Genomic DNA, 20221 nt, shown 5'->3' with positions numbered 1-20221 from the left:
ACCGACCGACCACGAAAGACCCACTGGACCTGGGAAAGCCCGCCCCACCCGGCTACACAGGACCACCCCAGCACGCCCCCGAACCGCAGAACCCAATCCGCGACGCTTCACGTCACAAAGCTCGGCCCCCATCACCTTGGACGAAAAATCGAGGCTAGGCACCCGGCGGGCATTCCGACACCGACGCAGCCACCGCGAAAATATTCACCTAACAGTAGATTTAGTGGTGGGCGCGGACGGTATCGAACCGCCGACCGCTGGTGTGTAAAACCAGAGCTCTACCACTGAGCTACGCGCCCCGCTGCCCCGGGGAGGCTACACGCCCTCACCCCGGGGCCCCAAACGTCAAGACTTCAAGGTTGCCAGCGCTTCGGTCCACATCCGCTGGTCGCGCGACTCACCGGGCTCCTTCATCTCGGCGAACCGGATGATCCCGGAACGATCGACCACGAAGGTGCCGCGGTTGGAGTACCCGGCGGCCTCGTTGAACACCCCGTAGGCCTGGCTGACCTCGCCGTGCGGCCAGAAGTCCGACAGCACCGGGAACGTGAAGCCGCTTTCCAGCGCCCAGATCTTGTGCGTGGGCGGCGGGCCGACCGAGATGGCCAGCGCCGCGCTGTCGTCGTTCTCGAAGTCGGGCAGGTGGTCGCGCAACTGATCCAACTCGCCCTGGCAGATCCCGGTGAACGCCAGCGGGAAGAACACCAGCAGCACGTTCTTGGCGCCGCGATACGAACTCAGGGTGACCCGTTGCTGGTTCTGGTCACGCAGGGTGAAGTCGGGGGCGGCCGTGCCGACGGCCAGCATCAACGCTTCCCGGTCCGGGACTTCGGCTGCACCAATCGGCTGGCGCTCCAGTCACCCAGGTTGACCGACGACGTCGGCATCAAGCCGGCGGTGGGGGCCGCCTCGGCGATGTCCGAGGGCAGCACGTGGCCCGGCTTGCCGGTCTTGGGCGTCAGCACCCAGATGACGCCATCCTCGGCCAGCGGGCTGATGGCGTCCATCAGGGTGTCGACGAGGTCGCCGTCCCCGTCACGCCACCAGAGCAGCACCACGTCGATGACCTCGTCGCTGTCCTCGTCGAGCAGGTCACCGCCGCATGCCTCTTCCACCGCGGCCCGGATGTCGTCGTCGCTGTCTTCGTCCCAGCCCCACTCTTGGACCACTTGGTCTCGTTGGATACCCAATTTGCGAGCGTAGCTCGGGTCGTGATCCGCCGCGACCACCGTGGAGCCTCCTTAAACATTTCGCGCGCACTGTGCGATGGGGAATATCGTCGCATAGCCGCAACCCTGTCGACACCCGCGCCTCAGAACGACGCCAGGCACAGTTTCAGGGCTTTCGTCTTGGTGTCGTTGAGTCGGTCGACCCGCCTGTTGAACTCCCCCGTCGACGCGTGCGTCCCGATGGCGTTGGCCACCCCGTGCGCCGCGTCGACGTAGGCGTTGAATGCGTCCTTCAACTGCTGCGAGAGCGCGTCGTTGAAGCCGTTGGATACCGTTGAGGCGCTGTTGTTCAGCGCATCGATGGCCGGGCCTTCGGTGGGACCGGTGTTGCGTCCCGCGTTGTAGGCGCCGACGAACGCGTTGACCTTGTCGATCGCGTCCTTGCTCGTCGTGGCCAGCGAATCGCAGGACGCGCGCACCGCCTTGGTGGTCAGCGACTGCTGGCGCTGCGATTCCCGGATGGAAGACGTCGCGGACGAGGCGGACACCGAGGCCGACACCGACTGCCGGTAGGCCGGGGCCACCTTGGTATCGGGCGTGGCCGTGCCGTTGGTGACGGTGGTACAGCCGACGATGCCGATCAGCGCCACCGCGACGCAACCGAGCGCCAGCGCCCCTCGCCTCGGGGATTTCCCGGCAAGGACGGCACGCCACCCGATGAGCACGGCTTGACGTTACCGGGTGACGTTCACGCAGTCCCAGCACACGCCGGGTTGGTGTCGGCAAGGTGAACCGGTTCCCCACTGAGGACGGCGGGTACCCGCCCGGGACTCCGGTGCGGCACGATAGGAGGGCAGACGCACCGCCAACTACAGGAGCGGAAGTTGACAACCGAATTCGCGCGCCACGACCTTGCCAGAACCCCCAGCAGCGCAAGCGAACCCGACCGCGTCCGGGTGATCCGTGAAGGCGTGGCGTCCTACCTGCCCGACATCGATCCCGAGGAGACGTCGGAGTGGCTGGAATCGTTCGACGAACTCCTGGAGCGTTCGGGCCCCGCCCGCGCGCGCTACCTGATGCTCCGCCTGCTGGAGCGGGCGGGTGAGCAGCGCGTCGCCATCCCGTCGCTGACGTCGACCGACTACGTCAACACCATCCCGACCGAGCTCGAGCCGTGGTTCCCCGGCGACGAGGACGTCGAGCGGCGCTTCCGGGCGTGGATTCGGTGGAACGCGGCCATCATGGTGCACCGGGCCCAGCGGCCCGGAGTCGGCGTCGGCGGCCACATTTCGACCTACGCCTCCTCGGCCGCGCTCTACGAGGTCGGGTTCAACCACTTCTTCCGCGGCAAGGCGCATCCGGGCGGCGGCGACCAGGTGTACATCCAGGGCCACGCGTCCCCGGGGATCTATGCGCGCGCCTTCCTCGAAGGCCGCCTGACCGCGGACCAGCTGGACGGATTCCGGCAGGAACACAGCCATCCCGGCGGCGGCCTGCCGTCATACCCCCACCCGCGGCTGATGCCCGACTTCTGGGAATTCCCGACGGTGTCGATGGGCCTGGGCCCGATAAACGCGATCTATCAGGCGCGGTTCAACCACTACCTGCACGACCGCGGCATCAAGGACACCTCCGACCAGCACGTGTGGTGCTTCCTGGGCGACGGCGAGATGGACGAGCCGGAGAGCCGCGGGCTGCTGCACGTCGGCGCCCTCGAGGGCCTGGACAACCTGACGTTCGTGATCAACTGCAACCTGCAGCGCCTGGACGGGCCGGTCCGCGGCAACGGCAAGATCATTCAGGAGCTGGAGTCGTTCTTCCGTGGCGCCGGCTGGAACGTCATCAAGGTGGTCTGGGGCCGCGAGTGGGACGCCCTGCTACACGCCGACCGCGATGGTGCGCTGGTGAACCTTATGAACAGCACCCCCGACGGCGACTACCAGACGTACAAGGCCAACGACGGCGCCTACGTGCGCGACCACTTCTTTGGGCGCGACCCGCGCACCAAGGCGCTGGTGCAGAACATGTCCGACGCCGAGATCTGGAATCTCAAGCGCGGCGGCCACGACTACCGGAAGGTGTACGCCGCCTACCGGGCCGCCCTCGACCACAAGGGCCAGCCGACGGTGATCCTGGCCAAGACCATCAAGGGCTATTCGTTGGGCGCGCACTTCCAGGGCCGCAACGCCACTCACCAGATGAAAAAGCTTGCCCTGGAAGACCTCAAGCACTTCCGGGACTCGATGCGGATCCCGATCAGCGACGCCCAGCTGGACGAGGACCCGTACCTGCCGCCGTACTACCACCCCGGCCCGGACGCCCCCGAGATCCGCTACCTGCTCGACCGCCGGCGCACGCTGGGCGGCTTCGTGCCCGAGCGCCGCACCAAGACCAAGGCCCTCAAGCTGCCCGACTCCAAGACGTACGCCGCCCTGAAGAAGGGATCGGGCCAGCAAGAGGTGGCCACCACCATGGCGACCGTCCGCACCTTCAAGGAGGTCATGCGGGACTCCGAGGTTGGCCGGCGCATCGTGCCGATCATCCCCGACGAGGCGCGCACCTTCGGCATGGACTCGTGGTTCCCGTCGCTGAAGATCTACAACCGCCTGGGCCAGCTGTACACCGCGGTGGACGCCGACCTGATGCTGGCCTACAAGGAGAGCGAAGTCGGGCAGATCCTGCACGAGGGGATCAACGAGGCCGGATCGGTGGCGTCGTTCATCGCGGCCGGCACGTCGTACGCGACGCACCACGAGCCGATGATCCCGATCTACATCTTCTATTCGATGTTCGGGTTCCAGCGCACCGGTGACGACCTGTGGGCGGCCGCCGACCAGATGAGCCGCGGCTTCCTGCTGGGGGCCACGGCCGGGCGCACCACGCTGACCGGTGAGGGCCTGCAGCACGCCGACGGCCACTCGTTGCTGCTGGCCGCCACCAACCCGGCGGTGGTGTCCTACGACCCGGCGTTCGCCTACGAGATCGCCTACATCGTCGAGAGCGGGCTGGCCCGCATGTACGGCGAGAACCCCGAAAACGTGTACTTCTACATCACGGTCTACAACGAGCCGTACCCGCAGCCGCCGGAGCCCGAGAATTTCGACCCAGACGGCCTGCTCCGGGGCCTGTACCGCTACCGCGCGGCCACCGAGCAGCGCAACAGCACGGCCCAGATCCTGGCGTCCGGCGTGGCCATGCCCGCCGCGCTGAAGGCGGCCGACCTGCTGGCCGCCGAGTGGGACGTGGCCGCCGACGTGTGGTCGGTGACCAGCTGGGGCGAGTTGCACCGTGACGGCGTGGCGGTCGAGCGGGAGAAGCTGCGCCACCCCGATCGGCAGGCCCCGACGCCGTACGTGACGGAGGCGCTGGCGAAGACGGCCGGGCCGGTCGTCGCCGTGTCGGACTGGATGCGCGCCGTCCCGGAGCAGATCCGGCCGTGGGTGCCGGGCACCTACGTCACGCTGGGCACCGACGGGTTCGGCTTCTCCGACACCCGGCCCGCAGCGCGCCGGTTCTTCAACACCGACGCCGAATCGCAGGTGGTCGCGGTGCTCGAGGCGCTGGCGCGCGACGGCGAGATCGACCCGTCGGTGCCGGTGGCGGCGGCCCGGCAGTACCGGATCGACGACGTGCAGGCCGCTTCGGGGCAGTCGTCCGACGCCGGGACCGCGACGTAGACCTCGGCGCCGCAGCCTGGTCCGGGTCATCCCCACGCGCGCCCGGCCAACCGGGCATTCGGTGTCGCGCGCCCGGCCAACCGGGCATACGGTGTCGCGCGCCCTGCCAACCGGGCATACGGTGTCGCGCGCCCTGCCAACCGGGCATTCGGTGTCTCGCGCGCCCTGCCAACCGGGCATTCGGTGTCGCGCGCCCTGCCAACCGGGCACACGACACGGCGACGACCCGGCCGCGGCTTTAGCGAGACCTTCCAAAATGAAGCGTAGGTTTTAGGGGTGAATGACAACCCGTTCGCCGGCCCGTTCGCAAAGCAGCCCCGGTCGCCGCTCGAACTGCTGGACACGGTGCCGGACTCGGTGCTGCGCCGGCTGAAGCAGTATTCCGGGCGGCTGGCCACCGAGGCCGTGTCGGCCCTACAGGACCGCCTGCCCTTCTTCGCCGACCTGGAAGCGTCACAGCGGGCGAGCGTGGCGTTGGTGGTGCAGACCTCGATCAACAACTTCGTCGAGTGGATGCAGGACCCGCACAGCAACGTCAGCTACACCGCCCAGGCCTTCGAGCTGGTGCCCCAGGACCTAGCCCGCCGGATCGCGCTGCGGCACAGCGTCGACATGGTGCGCGTGACGATGGAGTTCTTCGAGGAGGTGCTGCCGCTGGTGGCGCGCTCCGAGGAGCAGCTCAGCGCCCTGACCGTGGGCGTGCTGAAGTACAGCCGCGACCTGGCCTTCACCGCCGCCTCCGCTTACGCCGACGCGGCGGAGGCACGCGGCACGTGGGACAGCCGGATGGAGGCCAGCGTCGTCGACGCCGTGGTGCGCGGCGACACCGGCCCGGAGTTGCTGTCCCGGGCGGCGGCGCTGAACTGGGACACCACGGCCCCGGCGACGGTCGTGGTCGGCATCCCGGCGCCCGACCGAGACGACGCGAAGGGCCAGCTCGGCAATCTGCGCGCCAGCCAGCAGGTCCGCGACATCGCCGCCCACCACGGCCGCGCGGCGCTCACCGACGTGCACGGCACCTGGCTGGTGGCGATCGTGTCCGGTCAGCTGTCCCCCACCGAGAAGTTCCTGGGCGATCTGCTGCAGGCATTCTCCGACGGCCCCGTGGTCATCGGGCCGACCGCGCCCATGCTGACCGCCGCGTACCACAGTGCGAGCGAGGCGATTTCGGGGATGAACGCCGTCGCCGGCTGGCGCGGCGCGCCGCGGCCCGTGCTGGCGCGGGAGCTGCTGCCCGAACGCGCGCTAATGGGCGACGCGTCGGCGATCGTGGCGCTGCACACCGATGTGATGGGTCCGCTCGGCGAAGCGGGCCCAACGCTCGTCGAGACCCTTGACGCTTTCTTAGATTCAGGCGGCGCCATTGAAGCCTGTGCCAGGAAGTTGTTCGTTCATCCAAACACGGTGCGCTACCGACTCAAGCGGATCACCGACTTCACCGGCCGCGATCCCACGGATCCGCGCGACGCATACGTGCTGCGTGTGGCGTCGACGGTGGGTCAGCTCAACTATCCGAAGACCCCGACAGGCCTTGGTAACAGTGGGATAACGCCAGTTCCGCTGCCGGTCAACGGCGCCACGCTGGGCAAGTCGGCCAAGCAGTGAGCCACGCCACAGGTCGCAGCACTGTATCAAACATGTAGCTTACGGAGCTATTTTGTAGGGAGTACACAAAAACCTAAGACGAGGTTCATAATCTGTTACACCCGCCAAAACCGTTTCCACAGTGTTCTCTTAAACACGTGATCGCATTGCTCGCGCCCGGACAGGGCTCGCAAACCGAGGGAATGCTGGGGCCCTGGCTCGACCTGCCGGGCGCCGCGGACCAGCTCGCCCTGTGGTCGAAGGCCAGCGGCCTCGACCTGGTGCGGCTGGGCACCACCGCCTCGACCGAGGAGATCACCGACACGGCGGTCACCCAGCCCCTGGTCGTCGCGGCCACGCTGCTCGCTCACCAAGAGGCCACCAAGCGCGGGTCGCTGTCGGGCAAGAACCCCGAAGACCTGATCGTGGCCGGTCACTCGGTCGGCGAGATCGCGGCCTACGCGATCGCCGGCGTCATGGCCGCCGATGACGCCGTCGCGCTGGCCGCCACCCGCGGCGCCGAGATGGCCAAGGCGTGCGCCATCGAGCCGACCGGCATGTCGGCCGTGCTGGGCGGCGACGAGGCCGAGGTGCTCAGCCGCCTCGAGGAGCTCGACCTGTTCCCCGCGAACCGCAACGCCGCCGGTCAGATCGTCGCGGCCGGCCCGTTGTCCGCGCTGGCCAAGCTGGCCGGGGACCCGCCGGCCAAGGCCCGGGTGCGCACCCTCGGCGTGGCCGGGGCCTTCCACACCAAGTACATGGCGCCGGCGCTCGACCGCTACGCCGCCGCGGCGGCCGCGATCGCGACCGCCGAGCCCACCGCCACGCTGCTTTCCAACCGCGACGGCAAGCCCGTCACGTCGGCGGCACAGGCGATGGAAACGCTTGTCGCTCAACTCATCCAGCCGGTGCGCTGGGACCTGTGCACCGCAACGATGCGGGAGCACGAAGTCACGGCGATCGTCGAGTTCCCGCCCGCGGGCACTCTCACCGGCATCGCCAAGCGCGAACTTCGGGGAGTTGCGGCCCATGCCGTCAAGTCGCCCGCAGACCTGGACGCGCTGGCAGACAGCTAACGCCTGCCGCGGCCAGTACAACCATATATTCATCACATCTGTTCGATTGATACACAACACATTACGAAGGGAAGACGCTGTGCCCGTCAGTCAGGAAGAAATCATCGCCGGTATCGCCGAGATCATCGAAGAGGTGACCGGTATCGAGCCCTCCGAGGTCACCCCGGAGAAGTCGTTCGTCGACGACCTGGACATCGACTCGCTGTCGATGGTGGAGATCGCCGTGCAGACCGAGGACAAGTACGGCGTGAAGATCCCCGACGAAGACCTCGCCGGCCTGCGCACCGTCGGTGACGTCGTCGCCTACATCCAGAAGCTCGAGGAAGAGAACCCCGAGGCGGCCCAGGCCCTGCGCGCCAAGCTGGAGACCGAAAACCCCGAGGCGGTTGCCAACGTCCAGGCGAGGCTCGAAGCGGAGAGCAAGTGACCAAGCCTTCCACTGCTAATGGCGGTTACCCCAGCGTTGTGGTAACCGCCGTCACGGCGACGACATCCCTCGCGCCGGACATCGAGAGCACGTGGAAGGGCTTGTTGGCCGGCGAGAGCGGCATCCACGTCCTCGAAGACGACTTCATCACCAAGTGGGACCTGCCCGTCAAGATCGGTGGACACCTCAAGGAGCCCGTCGACAACCACATGGGCAGGCTCGACATGCGGCGTATGTCGTACGTCCAGCGGATGAGCAAACTGCTGAGCGGTCAGTTATGGGAGACCGCAGGCGCGCCCGAGGTTGACCCCGACCGGTTCACGGTCGTGGTCGGCACCGGCCTCGGCGGCGCGGAACGGATCGTGGAGAGCTATGACCTGATGAACGAGGGCGGCCCCCGCAAGGTGTCGCCGCTCGCCGTTCAGATGATCATGCCCAACGGCGCCGCGGCGACCGTCGGGCTGCAGCTGGGGGCTCGCGCCGGGGTCATGACCCCGGTGTCGGCCTGCTCCTCGGGCTCCGAAGCGATCGCCCACGCGTGGCGCCAGATCGTCATGGGCGACGCCGACGTCGCCGTCTGCGGCGGGGTCGAGGGGCCGATCGAGGCGCTGCCCATCGCGGCGTTCTCCATGATGCGGGCCATGTCGACCCGCAACGACGAGCCGGAGCGCGCGTCGCGGCCGTTCGACAAGGACCGCGACGGCTTCGTGTTCGGCGAGGCCGGGGCCCTGATGCTCATCGAGACCGAGGAACACGCCAAGGCCCGCGGCGCCAAGCCGCTGGCCCGGCTGCTGGGTGCCGGCATCACGTCGGACGCCTTCCACATGGTGGCTCCGGCCGCCGACGGTGTGCGCGCCGGGCGGGCAATGACGCGCGCGCTGGAGCTGGCGGGGCTGTCCCCCAAGGACGTCGACCACATCAACGCGCACGGGACGGCCACACCGATCGGTGACAGCGCGGAGGCCAACGCCATCCGGGTCGCCGGCTGCGAGCGGGCCGCGGTGTACGCGCCGAAGTCGGCGCTCGGCCACTCCATCGGTGCGGTGGGCGCGCTGGAATCGCTGCTCACGGTGCTGTCCCTCCGGGACGGTGTCATTCCGCCGACGCTGAACTACGAGACGCCCGACCCCGAGATCGACCTGGACGTCGTCGCCGGCGAACCCCGTTATGGCGATTTCCGTTATGCGATCAACAACTCGTTCGGGTTCGGCGGGCACAACGTGGCGCTCGCCTTCGGGCGTTACTGATTGACAGTGGTGACCCGCTTCACCCGGCCCCGCCGGGCTCGCGATCACCACAACGCACGAAAGGAACGGTCGCAAGACCCATGACAGAGCTCGTTACCGGGAAATCACTCCCGAACGTAGTCGTCACCGGCATTGCCATGACCACTGCGGTGGCGACCGACGTCGAGAACACCTGGAAGTTGTTGCTCGACGGGCAAAGCGGGATCCGTGTCCTCGACGACCCGTTCGTCGAGCAGTTCGACCTGCCGGTGCGCATCGGCGGGCACCTGTTGGAGGAATTCGACAGCCAGCTGACGCGCATCGAGCTGCGCCGGACGGGTTACCTGCAGCGGATGTCCACCGTGCTCAGCCGCCGGGTGTGGGAGAACGCCGGCTCGCCCGAGGTGGACCGCACCCGGTTGCTGGTGTCCATCGGGACCGGCCTGGGCTCGTCGGAAGAGATGGTCTTCAGCTACGACGACATGCGCGAGCGCGGGATGAAGGCGGTCTCCCCGCTCGGGGTACAGAAGTACATGCCCAACGGCGCCGCCGCGGCGGTGGGGCTGGAACGCCAGGCCAAAGCCGGTGTCATCACGCCGATCTCGGCGTGCGCGTCGGGGTCGGAGGGCATCGCCCAGGCATGGCGCAACATCGTCTTCGGCGAGGCCGACGTTGCGATCTGCGGTGGAGTGGAGACCAAGATCGAGGCGGTGCCGATCGCGGCGTTCGCTCAGATGCGCATCGTCATGTCGACCAAGAACGACGACCCCGAAGGCGCCTGCCGCCCGTTCGACCGTGACCGCACGGGCTTCGTGTTCGGTGAGGCCGGCGCGCTGATGGTGATCGAAACCGAGGAGCACGCCAAGGCCCGCGGCGCCAACATCCTGGCCCGGATCATGGGCGCCGGCATCACCTCCGACGGTTACCACATGGTGGCTCCCGACCCCGACGGCGTCCGCGCCGGCGCCGCGATGACGCGCGCCATCCAGCTCGCGGGGCTCACGCCCGGCGACATCGACCACGTCAACGCCCACGCCACCGGCACCTCCGTCGGTGACCTCGCCGAGAGCAAGGCCATCAACAACGCCCTAGGCGCGCACGGCGGCAACGCGGCCGTATACGCCCCCAAGGCGGCGCTGGGCCACTCGGTCGGTGCGGTCGGTGCGGTCGAGTCGATCCTCACCGTGCTCACGCTGCGCGACCAGGTCATCCCGCCGACACTCAATCTGGCCAACCTCGACCCGGAGATCGATCTGGATGTCGTGGCGGGCAAGCCGCGTACTGGCAATTACCAGTACGCGATCAACAACTCATTCGGCTTCGGCGGGCACAACGTCGCACTCGCCTTTGGACGGTACTGACCCAAGCTCTCACCCACCTGCCATAGCTACTGCTAGCCCCGAGCAACATCGGAAGAGGAGACCCGCGATGACGACCATGGCCCCCGAGTCGGTAGGCGAATCGCTAGACCCCCGCGACCCGCTGTTGCGCCTGAGCAATTTCTTTGACGACGACAGCGGCGAGCTGCTGCACGAGCGGGACCGCTCGGGTGTGCTGGCGGCCTCGGGGACCGTCAACGGTGTGCGGACGATCGCGTTCTGCACCGACGGGACCGTCATGGGCGGTGCCATGGGCATCGAGGGCTGCACGCACATCGTCAACGCTTACGACACCGCCATCGAGGAGCAGAGCCCGATCGTGGGCATCTGGCACTCCGGTGGCGCCCGGCTGGCCGAGGGCGTCAAGGCGCTGCACGCGGTGGGCTTGGTGTTCGAGGCCATGATCCGGGCCTCCGGCTACATCCCGCAGGTCTCGGTGGTCGTCGGATTCGCCGCCGGCGGCGCCGCCTACGGGCCGGCGCTGACCGACGTCATCGTCATGGCGCCGGAGAGCCGGGTGTTCGTCACCGGGCCCGACGTGGTGCGCAGCGTAACCGGCGAGGACGTGGACATGTGCTCGCTCGGCGGCCCCGACACCCACCACAAGAAGTCGGGGGTGTGCCACATCGTCGCGGACGACGAGCTCGACGCCTACGAGCGCGGTCGTCGGCTGGTCGGATTGTTCTGCCAGCAGGGGCATTTCGACCGCAGCAAGGCCGAGGCCGGGGACACCGACATCCACGCGCTGCTGCCGGAATCGGCGCGGCGGGCCTACGACGTGCACCCGATCGTAACCGCGATCCTCGACGACGACACCCCGTTTGACGAGTTCCAGGCCAACTGGGCGCCGTCGATGGTGGTCGGGCTCGGCAGGCTGTCCGGCCGGACCGTTGGCGTGCTCGCCAACAACCCGCTGCGCCTGGGCGGCTGCCTGAACTCCGAAAGCGCCGAGAAAGCGGCACGTTTCGTGCGATTGTGCGATGCGTTCGGAATTCCATTGATCGTGATCGTCGATGTGCCCGGCTACCTGCCCGGCGTCGACCAAGAGTGGGGCGGCGTGGTGCGCCGCGGCGCCAAACTGCTGCACGCCTTCGGCGAGGCCACCGTTCCGCGGGTCACCCTGGTCACCCGAAAAACCTACGGCGGGGCCTACATCGCGATGAACTCGCGCTCGCTGAATGCCACCAAGGTGTTCGCCTGGCCAGATGCGGAGGTCGCGGTAATGGGCGCCAAGGCCGCCGTCGGCATCCTGCACAAGCGCAAGCTGGCGGCCGCGCCCGAGCACGAGCGCGAGGCCCTGCACGACCAGCTGGCGGCCGAGCACGAGCGGATCGCGGGCGGGGTGGACAGCGCCATCGAGATCGGTGTCGTCGACGAGAAGATCGACCCGTCGCACACCCGCAGCAAGCTCACCGAGGCGCTGGCTCAGGCGCCGGCACGCCGCGGGCGTCACAAGAACATCCCGCTGTAATCCGCGCGTACGCACGCTCTTTCCCACGCGAGCGGAACGCCACGGCGGGAGTTCGCGTCTTCGCTTCTGTTTTCGAGCGTGGGTCTTATGGACGAAAAGTGATGGCGGTGGGAATGTGTACTTCCCCCCACGTTCGACGTATTGACAAGCGAATGACTCACGACACACCAGAAGACTTTCCGCAGTGGTGGTGGGCAACCCGCTGTCTGGCTTGCGGGGGAAGATCGCTAGCATCGCCACGGGCTCGGCAGCGACTGACGACGGGCCGTGGGGGAACCCCTATCCTGTTGTTTCGTGCACCCACACGAAATCGTGGATCCCGGAGAGACGCAGCGTGATCCGCTGGCGCAGCGGCCAGGCTTGCAGCGCCTCGGGGCCGGAGAGTAACTCCGGACGCTCGAGCCGGTACGTCCGTCCCTTCCAGGCAAGCGTGCACGCTCCCGCCGCCATCACGTTGCGGTACCAGTCCGTCTCGGTGCCGTAGCCCAACGGAAGGAGGAACCCGTCGCCGTAGGCCTGAGCGCCCAGCGCCGTGTGGTAGGTGCGTCCGCTGCGACGCCCCGCGTGGGTGAGCAGAGCGAACGGGGAACGCTCGCTACCCGCACTCCTCCGAGTGAAGTCGTTGTACCGTTGCATGGCCCCCAGCCGCATCAGCTTGCGGTTTCGCCGGAAAACCCTGGGCAACACCGACACCGCCGTCAGGACGGCGCCACCGAGCACCAGCACCCCGCCCACGAAGATCCCCACTAGCTGTTGCCGTCGAATCTGCTTGTCAGAAGCCATGATCTGCTCTCCTGGCGTGACGAACGGTGCCGGGAAGGTCTTCGCGGGTGAGGTCGAATTGGCGGAATTCTACCGGGCTGTGTGCCGGGGAGCTCGCGGAAGCGGGGTGTGCTCGCGAGCCCAGCTCGGCGTAGAGGCGCTCGATCTGCGCGTGCTCGACGCCGAGCTGCCGCGCCAGGGCTGACGTATCGAGGAATTCGATCCCTCGGCTGATCTTTCCGTTCCTCATTTCGAACGCCACGTTCGCCTTTCCCACCACCGTGCGTTCGGATCCCTCGGGAACGACGGTGATGCCATCCAGGACGACGGGTCCGCCGATCGTGGCACGCGTGTCATAGCTGACGCAAGCCCAATTCTCGCCCGCCTCGAGATGGGTGATCTGTTTTCTGCCCTGGGCGGGTTGGCCCGCAACCATGGCCGCCGACTGCCGACCCGCCTGGCCGATCTGCGCCAGGCCCCGGTAGACGACACCCGTAGGGATCACCCGGTATTCGCCGTCGGGCGCCCAGCAGGCCAGTTCGGCATCGACATCGTTGCGATTGATCGCATCGACCCACGCGCGGATCGTAGTCAGGTTCTCTTGCTCGGACATAACCTATCCCCTGCCCAGGATCTGTGAGAGCACCTGGCGCAGTTGCCCTTCAGGGTCGGCCGGCAGCCCGTCACAGCGCCAGCCGACAAATTCGTCGGGACGCACCAGCAGGGCTCCCGAGGGGCCCAGTCCGGTGACCGCCGCCCATTCGTCGCTCTCGATGCGGTGCGCGGCCACCGACGCCGAAGCCGCGGCGGCGCACCAGCGTTCGTCGCTGGTGAGCACGGTGAATCCCGGACCCAGCAGGTCGAGCGTCGAAATCCCGTCACGCACCCACACGTGCGGGACGCGGGTACCGGGCTGCCCGCGCAATTCGTCCACCAGCGACACCGCGTCGGGGTCCGCCGGCGCGGGAGCATCGGACACCACTGCACCCGAGCGGTATTGGTAGCCGATAAGCAGCGCGAACATCGGCGCCTCCTCGTCCGGCGGCAACAGGGGCCGGTCGTCGTCCAACTGCAGGAAGCCCAGCGACGGCCCGGTAAGCGACTGGCGCGCGTTGAAGCGCCCGACCGGGTGCCGTTCAGCGTGGTAAGTGTCCAGCAGCACCGGTCCGGCGGCCCCGTGCAAGACGGCGGCCAGCTTCCAGGCGAGATTGTGCGCACTCTGGATCGCGGTGTTGGCCCCGCCGGCCTTGAACGGCGGCATGGTGTGGGCCGAGTCGCCGACGAGAAAGACCCGGTCACAGCGGAATTGGTCGGCCACCTGCTCGTACGGTTGCCAGGCCGCGACCTCGATCACGTCGATGTCGATGGGCTCGCCGAACGCCTTCAGCAGCAGCTCCCGGCAGCGCTGCGGGGTGAACTGGTCGGCCGATTCGCCCTTGCCCGGGAAATAGGTGGTGACGAACATCCCGAGCTCGCCCTGCACCAGCAGGAAGATGCCGTCCACGTCGGCGTTCTTGACCTGCACGGCGTCGCCGTCGGCCAAGTGCGAGACGTACTTCGTCCAGGGCGCCCGGAAGTAGATGAATACGACAAAAATCGGCAGCGCCCCGTAACCAGATGTGCTGATGTCTAACCAATTTCGGATCGGGCTGTGCACGCCGTCGGCGGCGACGAGGTAATTGGCGCGGACGGTCTCGGACTCCCCACTGTCCAGGTCGCGCACCACCGCGGTGACACCCGCCCCGTCCTGCTCGAGCGACGAAAGCTCCTTCCCGTAGCGCGCCTCGCTGCCCCGTCGGCGCGTGTCGGCGAGCAGGATCGGCTCGAGCCTGCTCTGCGGGCAGTACTGCGCCGCCGGTTCGGGACTGAGATGGTCGAGGCCCGCGAAGATCGCGTCGATGTCCAAGGCCAGTTGCTCCTCGGCGCTGTTCAGCGCCGGTTTGACCATCATCGTCGAAACATGGTCCGCGACCGCATGGACCTCGTCAGCCAATCCGAGGCCCCGCAGGATTTCCAGGCTGCGAAAGCTCAAGTTGCGGGCCTTGGGATAAATGAAGACCTCGCGCCGCTTCTCGACCAGCAGCGAGTGGACCCCTTGTTTCGCCAGCAATGCCGATGTGGCGAGGCCGGCGGCGCCGGCGCCGACGATGAGGGCGGGAACTCGCGTGAGCGTCATAGCTAGAATGATAGTAGCTCTCATTAGATATTCACAGTCATAATCTAAGACGTTTCGGGTTGAGGGAAGATAGGGCCCATGACACTCACGGCGGCGGCGATGATGGACGTCGCGCTCGACGAGGCGCGCGCCGGACTGGCGGAGGGTGGCATCCCAATCGGCGCCGCGCTGTTCACCGCGGGCGGTGACCTGTTGGGCCGCGGCCGCAATCGCCGTGTGCAACAGGACGATCCGTCGCTGCACGCCGAGGTCGACGCGTTTCGCGCGGCCGGCCGGCAGCGCGTCTACCGCTCGACCGTCATGGTGACCACGCTCTCGCCGTGCTGGTACTGCAGTGGGCTGGTACGCCAGTTCAATATCGGCGCGGTCTTGGTCGGTGAATGCCGCACGTTCAGCGGCGGGCACGAGTGGCTGGCCGAGAACGGCGTCACGGTCACGGTGCTCGACGACGGCCGCTGCACGGCGATGATGTCGGCGTTCATCGCCGACCATCCCGACCTGTGGCACGAGGACATCGGCCTGGCACCCTAGCCCAGACGCGCCAGGAACTCCTCGGCCGCCGGTAGCGCCCGCTCGCGATCGGCATCCACCAGGCCGATGCGGGTCCGCCGGTCCACGATGTCGGAGACGTCCAGCGCGCCCTCATGGGTGATGGCGTATTCGAATTCGGCCCGGGTGACGTCGATACCCTCGCCGACCGGCTCCGTCGGGCGCCCGCACGTTGCGGTCGCCACCACCCTGGCGGCCTCGGCGCCATACCGCTGCACCAGCGAGGCCGGCAACCCCGCGACCGGGCCGGAGCCGGGGGGCCCGGGGTTGGCGGGCGCCCCGATCAGCGGCAGGTCGTGCGTCCGGCACTTAGCGGCGCGCAGGTGCCGCAGGCTGACGGCGCGGTCCAGCACGTCTTGCGCCATGTAGCGGTATTCGGTCAGCTTGCCGCCGATCACGCTGATGATCCCGGACTCCGATTCCACGACGGCGTGTTCGCGCGAGACATCGGCGGTGCGGCCCTCGCCGGTATCGATCAGCGGCCGCAGTCCCGCGTAGGCGCCGATGACGTCGGAGGGGCCCAACGCGACCCCCAGCGCGGTGTTGACCGTGTCGAGCAGGAACGCGGTTTCCTCGGCGGACGGTATCGGGACGTCCGGGATCGGGCCGGGGGCGGCTTCGTCGGTCAGCCCCAGATAGACCCGGCCCAGCTGTTCGGGCATGGCGAAGACGAACCGGTTGAGCTCGCCGGGGATCGGAATCGTCAGCGCCGCGGTGGGATACCCGAAGGCCTCGGCGTCGAACACCAGGTGCGTCCCGCGGCTGGGCCGCAGCCGCAACAGGCCGTCGATCTCGGCCGCCCACACCCCGGCGGCGTTGATCACCGCTCGGGCCGCCACGTCGAACGACTGCCCCGAACGCTGGTCGGTCAGCCGCACCGAGGTCCCGGTGGCCTTCGATGCCGCCACGTAGGTCAGGATCCGCGCGCCGTGCTGCGCGGCGGTGCGCGCGACCGCGGTGACCAAGCGGGCGTCGTCGATCAGCTGGCCGTCGTAGGCCAGTAGGCCGCCGTCCAGTCCCGCGCGCCGGACCGTGGGCGCCAGCCGCGCGACGCGCTCCGGCGAGATCCGGCGCGACCACGGCAGTATCGACGACGACGTGCCCGCGAGCATCCGCAGCGCGTCGCCGGCCAGGAAACCCGCGCGCACCAGCGCGCGCTTTCCCCGAGGCATGGAGGGCAGCAGCGGGACCACTTGCGGCATGGCGTGAACCAGGTGAGGGGCGTTGCGCGACATCAGGATTCCGCGCTCGACGGCGCTGCGCCGGGCGATGCCGACGTTGCCGCTCGCCAGGTAGCGCAGCCCGCCGTGCACGAGCTTGGAGCTCCAACGGCTGGTGCCGAACGCCAGATCGTGTTTTTCCACCAGCGCCACCCGCAGTCCCCGCGACGCGGCGTCCAACGCGACGCCCGTCCCGGTGATGCCACCGCCGATCACGACGACGTCGAGGGGCTCGCCGTCGGCGAGCGCGGCCAGGTCGGCCGCACGGCGGGTGGCGTTCAATGCCGCATCGGTCACGACAGGTATCCGTTCAGGGCGTGGGCGAGTTCGGCGTCCAGCGCGCCGGCGTCGAGGATCGGCCGCACGATCCGCTGGGACTGGATGGTCGACTGGGTGATCAGCAGCACCATGGTGGCCATCTGCCGGGGGTCACCGGCACGGACGCTGCCGTGGCGCTGGGCGGCGCGCAGCCGCTCGGCCAGCGCGTCGATCAGCATGTGCTGGCTGGTGCCGAGGCGCTCGGTGATGTAAATCGGCGCCAGCTCCGAGTGCAGCACCGACATGACCAACGTGTCCTGGCGCAGCAGGTCGGCCACCGTGATGATCTGTCGCACCAGCGATTCCCGGTCCTCCCCGAGCAGCGGCGCGTCACACATCACGTCGGTGATGTGCCTGGTCAGAAGCGCCGCGACGATCGACGGCGTGTCCGGCCAGCGCCGGTACACGGTGGGCCGGCTCACGCCGGCGCGCCGCGCGATCTCGGCCAAGGTCACCCGGTCAACGCCGAAGTCGACGACGCAGCTGGCGGCCGCCGCGAGGATCCGGTCCGCGGTAGCCGCGTTACTGATTGACAGCATATGTAATACTGTAACGCATGACCCACCGCGAGGCACTACTCCTCCCGCCGATGAAATGGAACGCATGGGGGGACCCCGCAGCGGCCAAGCCGCTATCCGAGGGCATCCGGTCGCTGCTGAAACAGGCTGTCGGAGTGGAGGATTCGGTCGCAACTGAGCTGCTGCCCGAGCAGGTGCGGGTGCGCCGGTCGGCGTTGTCGGACGACGACCGGCGGGCGCTGGCGGCGATCGTCGGCGACGAATACTGCCGCACCGGCGACCTCGATCGGCTGCTGCACGCCGGCGGCAAGTCCACGATCGACCTGCTGCGCCGCAAGGACGTCGGCGTGCAGGACGCGCCCGACGCGATCCTGCTGCCCGGTGACGACGAGGCCGTCGCAGCCGTTCTGCGCTACTGCTCCGAGCACTCCATCGCCGTCGTCCCGTTCGGGGGTGGCACCAGCGTGGTCGGCGGCCTGGACCCCATCCGCGAGGGGTTCCCCACCGTGGTCTCTCTCGACCTGCGCCGCTTCGACCAGCTCATCGAGCTCGACGTGGACTCCGGCCAGGCCGTCTTTGGGGCGGGTGTCACCGGCCCGGAGGCGGAGCGAATGCTGGGCGCCCAAGGCTTTTCGCTCGGGCACTTCCCGCAGAGCTTCGAGTACGCCACGATCGGCGGCTTCGCGGCGACCCGGTCGTCCGGGCAGGACTCGGCCGGTTATGGCCGCTTCAACGACATGGTGCGCGGGCTGCGGATGGTCACCCCCGCCGGCACCCTCGACCTGGGCCGCGGCCCGGAATCGGCCGCCGGCCCCGACCTACGCCAGCTGGCGATCGGCTCCGAGGGCGCCTTCGGCGTCATCACCCGGGTGCGGCTGCGCGTGCACCGGGTCCCGGCAGCCGTCCGCTACGAGGCGTGGTCGTTCCCCGACTTCGAGACCGGCGCCGCGGCGCTGCGCGCCGTCACCCAGACCGCCACCGGGCCCACCGTCATCCGGCTCTCGGACGAGGCCGAAACCGGGGTCAACCTCGCCACCACCGAGTCGATCGGCGAAACGCAGATCACCGGCGGCTGCCTGGCCATCACCATGTTCGAAGGCACCGACGAACACGTCGAGAGCCGGCAGGCCGAGACCGCCGCCCTGCTCGCCGCGCGCGGCGGCACGTCCCTGGGCGAGGGACCGGCCCAGGCCTGGGAGCGGGGCCGGTTCGGCGCGCCCTACCTGCGCGATTCGCTGCTGGCGGCCGGCGCGCTCTGCGAGACCCTCGAGACGGCCACCGACTGGTCGAACGTCCCCACGCTCAAAGCCGCCGTCACCCGGGCGCTTACCGACGCCCTCGCCGGAACCGGGACACCCGCGCTGGTGATGTGCCACATCTCGCACGTCTACCCCACCGGCGCGTCGCTGTACTTCACCGTCGTAGCCGGACAGCGCGGCAATCCGATCGAGCAGTGGCGGACCGCCAAGCGGGCCGCCTCGGACGCGATCGTCGCCGCCGGCGGGACCATCACCCACCACCACGCGGTCGGCACCGACCACCGGCCCTGGATGCGCGACGAGGTGGGCGAGCTCGGGGTGCGGGTGCTGCGCGCGGTCAAGGCGACGCTGGACCCGGCCGGAATCCTCAACCCGGGCAAGCTGATTCCGTGACCGGGCGACATCCTCGCGAGATAAGCAAGGTCATCGCCCTGACCAATCCGGTGTCCGGGCACGGCGCCGCCATCCGCGCGGCCGAGCGCGCGATAGCGCGACTGCACCACCGCGGCGTGGAGGTGGTCGAGATCATCGGCGACGACGCGCAGGACGCGCGCTACCTGGTGGGCGCCGCGCTGGACAAGGGCGCCGACGCGGTGATGGCGACCGGGGGCGACGGCGTGGTGTCCAACGCCCTGCAGCTCCTCGCGGGCACCGGCGTCCCGCTGGGCGTCGTCCCGGCGGGCACCGGCAACGACCACGCGCGCGAATTCGGCATTCCCACGGGCGATCCCGAGGCCGCCGCGGACGTCGTCGTCGACGGCTGGACGGAAACCATCGACCTGGGCCGGATTCGCGACTCCACCGGCGCCGAGAAGTGGTTCGGCACCGTCGCGGCCACCGGCTTCGACTCGCTGGTGACGGACCGCGCCAACCGGATGACCTGGCCGCACGGGCGGTTGCGCTACTACCTCGCAATGCTGGCCGAACTCTCCCAGCTGCGGCTGCTGCCGTTCCGGATAGAGCTCGACGGCGGCCGGGAGATCGACGCCGACCTAACGCTGGTGGCGCTCGGCAACACCCGCAGCTACGGCGGCGGGATGCTGATCTGTCCCGGCGCGGATCCCACCGACGGCCTGCTCGACATCACGATGGTCCACTCGGCGTCCCGGACCAAGCTGGTTCGCCTGTTCCCCACCGTGATGAAGGGGACGCACGTCAACCTCGCCGAGGTCAGCACCGCGCGCGCCAAGTCGATTCGTGTCGAGTGCCCGGGGATCAACGTCTACGCCGACGGCGACTTCGCCTGCCCGCTGCCCGCCGAGATCGCGGCGGTCCCGGGCGCGTTGCAGGTGTTACGGCCTCGGGTCTCCGCGCACCACTAGGGCATGTCTGACAAACGTCGGGTCCAGGCGACGATGGCGTTGAGAACGGCTGCGCCGCGGTAGACGATGGCGAGTTTGTCGTAGCGGG

At 68.7% G+C, this 20221-nt stretch carries 18 protein-coding genes and 1 tRNA gene; 10 read left to right on the top strand and 9 right to left on the bottom strand.

The window, feature by feature from the left end; translation table 11 throughout:
- Positions 1-224 precede the first annotated feature (224 nt).
- The 4 genes from SKC42_RS26705 to SKC42_RS26690 form a co-directional block, all read right to left on the bottom strand.
- Positions 225-299 (bottom strand) — tRNA-Val (locus tag SKC42_RS26705).
- A gap of 46 nt (positions 300-345) precedes the next feature.
- Positions 346-807 (bottom strand): peroxiredoxin, encoded by a 462-nt coding sequence (locus tag SKC42_RS26700; RefSeq protein WP_330967242.1) that lies wholly within the window; start codon positions 805-807, stop codon positions 346-348.
- On the bottom strand, positions 807-1229 hold the full coding sequence (locus SKC42_RS26695; protein WP_330967241.1) for a DUF3052 domain-containing protein: 423 nt from the start codon (positions 1227-1229) through the stop codon (positions 807-809). Before SKC42_RS26695 ends, SKC42_RS26700 begins: the two co-directional genes overlap by 1 nt.
- Before the next feature lie 83 nt (positions 1230-1312).
- Positions 1313-1894: a hypothetical protein gene (locus tag SKC42_RS26690; RefSeq protein ID WP_330967240.1), complete on the bottom strand. Its 582-nt coding sequence runs from the start codon at positions 1892-1894 to the stop codon at positions 1313-1315.
- 159 nt (positions 1895-2053) lie between these two features.
- On the opposite strand from SKC42_RS26690, the gene aceE reads away from it, so the two are divergent.
- The 7 genes from aceE to SKC42_RS26655 all read left to right on the top strand — a co-directional run bounded on the left by aceE (position 2054) and on the right by SKC42_RS26655 (position 12009).
- Complete coding sequence (gene aceE, locus SKC42_RS26685) at positions 2054-4846, top strand: pyruvate dehydrogenase (acetyl-transferring), homodimeric type (protein ID WP_330967239.1); 2793 nt, start codon at positions 2054-2056, stop codon at positions 4844-4846.
- 276 nt (positions 4847-5122) lie between these two features.
- Complete coding sequence (locus tag SKC42_RS26680) at positions 5123-6451, top strand: PucR family transcriptional regulator (protein WP_330967238.1); 1329 nt, start codon at positions 5123-5125, stop codon at positions 6449-6451.
- A gap of 137 nt (positions 6452-6588) precedes the next feature.
- Positions 6589-7506: an ACP S-malonyltransferase gene (locus SKC42_RS26675; RefSeq protein ID WP_330967237.1), complete on the top strand. Its 918-nt coding sequence runs from the start codon at positions 6589-6591 to the stop codon at positions 7504-7506.
- A gap of 79 nt (positions 7507-7585) precedes the next feature.
- Complete coding sequence (gene acpM / locus SKC42_RS26670) at positions 7586-7933, top strand: meromycolate extension acyl carrier protein AcpM (RefSeq protein ID WP_085255629.1); 348 nt, start codon at positions 7586-7588, stop codon at positions 7931-7933.
- Positions 7930-9180 carry a 3-oxoacyl-ACP synthase KasA gene (kasA, locus tag SKC42_RS26665; RefSeq protein ID WP_330967236.1) on the top strand — a complete coding sequence of 417 codons (1251 nt, stop codon included), beginning with the start codon at positions 7930-7932 and terminating at the stop codon, positions 9178-9180. Before acpM ends, kasA begins: the two co-directional genes overlap by 4 nt.
- Before the next feature lie 80 nt (positions 9181-9260).
- Positions 9261-10520, top strand: a complete 1260-nt coding sequence (gene kasB, locus SKC42_RS26660; protein WP_330967235.1) for a 3-oxoacyl-ACP synthase KasB — start codon at positions 9261-9263, stop codon at positions 10518-10520.
- A 67-nt stretch (positions 10521-10587) separates the two neighbouring features.
- On the top strand, positions 10588-12009 hold the full coding sequence (locus SKC42_RS26655; protein WP_330967234.1) for an acyl-CoA carboxylase subunit beta: 1422 nt from the start codon (positions 10588-10590) through the stop codon (positions 12007-12009).
- 279 nt (positions 12010-12288) lie between these two features.
- Here the strand turns inward: SKC42_RS26655 and SKC42_RS26650 are convergent, their stop codons facing one another.
- The 3 genes from SKC42_RS26650 to SKC42_RS26640 are packed head-to-tail and all read right to left on the bottom strand — an operon-like array spanning position 12289 to position 14947.
- Positions 12289-12792 carry a nitroreductase family deazaflavin-dependent oxidoreductase gene (locus tag SKC42_RS26650; RefSeq protein ID WP_330967233.1) on the bottom strand — a complete coding sequence of 168 codons (504 nt, stop codon included), beginning with the start codon at positions 12790-12792 and terminating at the stop codon, positions 12289-12291.
- Positions 12782-13384, bottom strand: a complete 603-nt coding sequence (locus SKC42_RS26645; RefSeq protein ID WP_330967232.1) for a nuclear transport factor 2 family protein — start codon at positions 13382-13384, stop codon at positions 12782-12784. The genes SKC42_RS26650 and SKC42_RS26645 overlap by 11 nt, the downstream gene beginning before the upstream one ends.
- 3 nt (positions 13385-13387) lie before the next feature.
- Positions 13388-14947, bottom strand: coding sequence for an FAD-dependent monooxygenase (locus SKC42_RS26640; protein ID WP_330967231.1), 1560 nt, complete (start codon positions 14945-14947; stop codon positions 13388-13390).
- Between the two features lie 99 nt (positions 14948-15046).
- Here SKC42_RS26640 and SKC42_RS26635 point away from each other — a divergent pair, with 99 nt between their 5' ends.
- Positions 15047-15478, top strand: a complete 432-nt coding sequence (locus tag SKC42_RS26635) for a nucleoside deaminase (protein WP_330967245.1) — start codon at positions 15047-15049, stop codon at positions 15476-15478.
- Here SKC42_RS26635 and SKC42_RS26630 read toward each other — a convergent pair.
- Positions 15475-17022, bottom strand: coding sequence for a glycerol-3-phosphate dehydrogenase/oxidase (locus tag SKC42_RS26630; protein WP_330967244.1), 1548 nt, complete (start codon positions 17020-17022; stop codon positions 15475-15477). The genes SKC42_RS26635 and SKC42_RS26630 overlap by 4 nt on opposite strands.
- Positions 17010-17573 (bottom strand): TetR/AcrR family transcriptional regulator, encoded by a 564-nt coding sequence (locus tag SKC42_RS26625; RefSeq protein WP_330967230.1) that lies wholly within the window; start codon positions 17571-17573, stop codon positions 17010-17012. The genes SKC42_RS26630 and SKC42_RS26625 overlap by 13 nt, the downstream gene beginning before the upstream one ends.
- Before the next feature lie 50 nt (positions 17574-17623).
- Here SKC42_RS26625 and SKC42_RS26620 point away from each other — a divergent pair, with 50 nt between their 5' ends.
- Positions 17624-19204: an FAD-binding oxidoreductase gene (locus SKC42_RS26620; RefSeq protein ID WP_330967243.1), complete on the top strand. Its 1581-nt coding sequence runs from the start codon at positions 17624-17626 to the stop codon at positions 19202-19204.
- Positions 19201-20133, top strand: a complete 933-nt coding sequence (locus SKC42_RS26615) for a diacylglycerol kinase (RefSeq protein ID WP_330967229.1) — start codon at positions 19201-19203, stop codon at positions 20131-20133. The genes SKC42_RS26620 and SKC42_RS26615 overlap by 4 nt, the downstream gene beginning before the upstream one ends.
- Positions 20134-20221 lie beyond the last annotated feature (88 nt).

The organism is Mycobacterium sp. 050134, assembly GCF_036409085.1.
Lineage (GTDB): Bacteria > Actinomycetota > Actinomycetes > Mycobacteriales > Mycobacteriaceae > Mycobacterium.
This window is presented reverse-complemented; position numbering and strand designations above follow the sequence as displayed.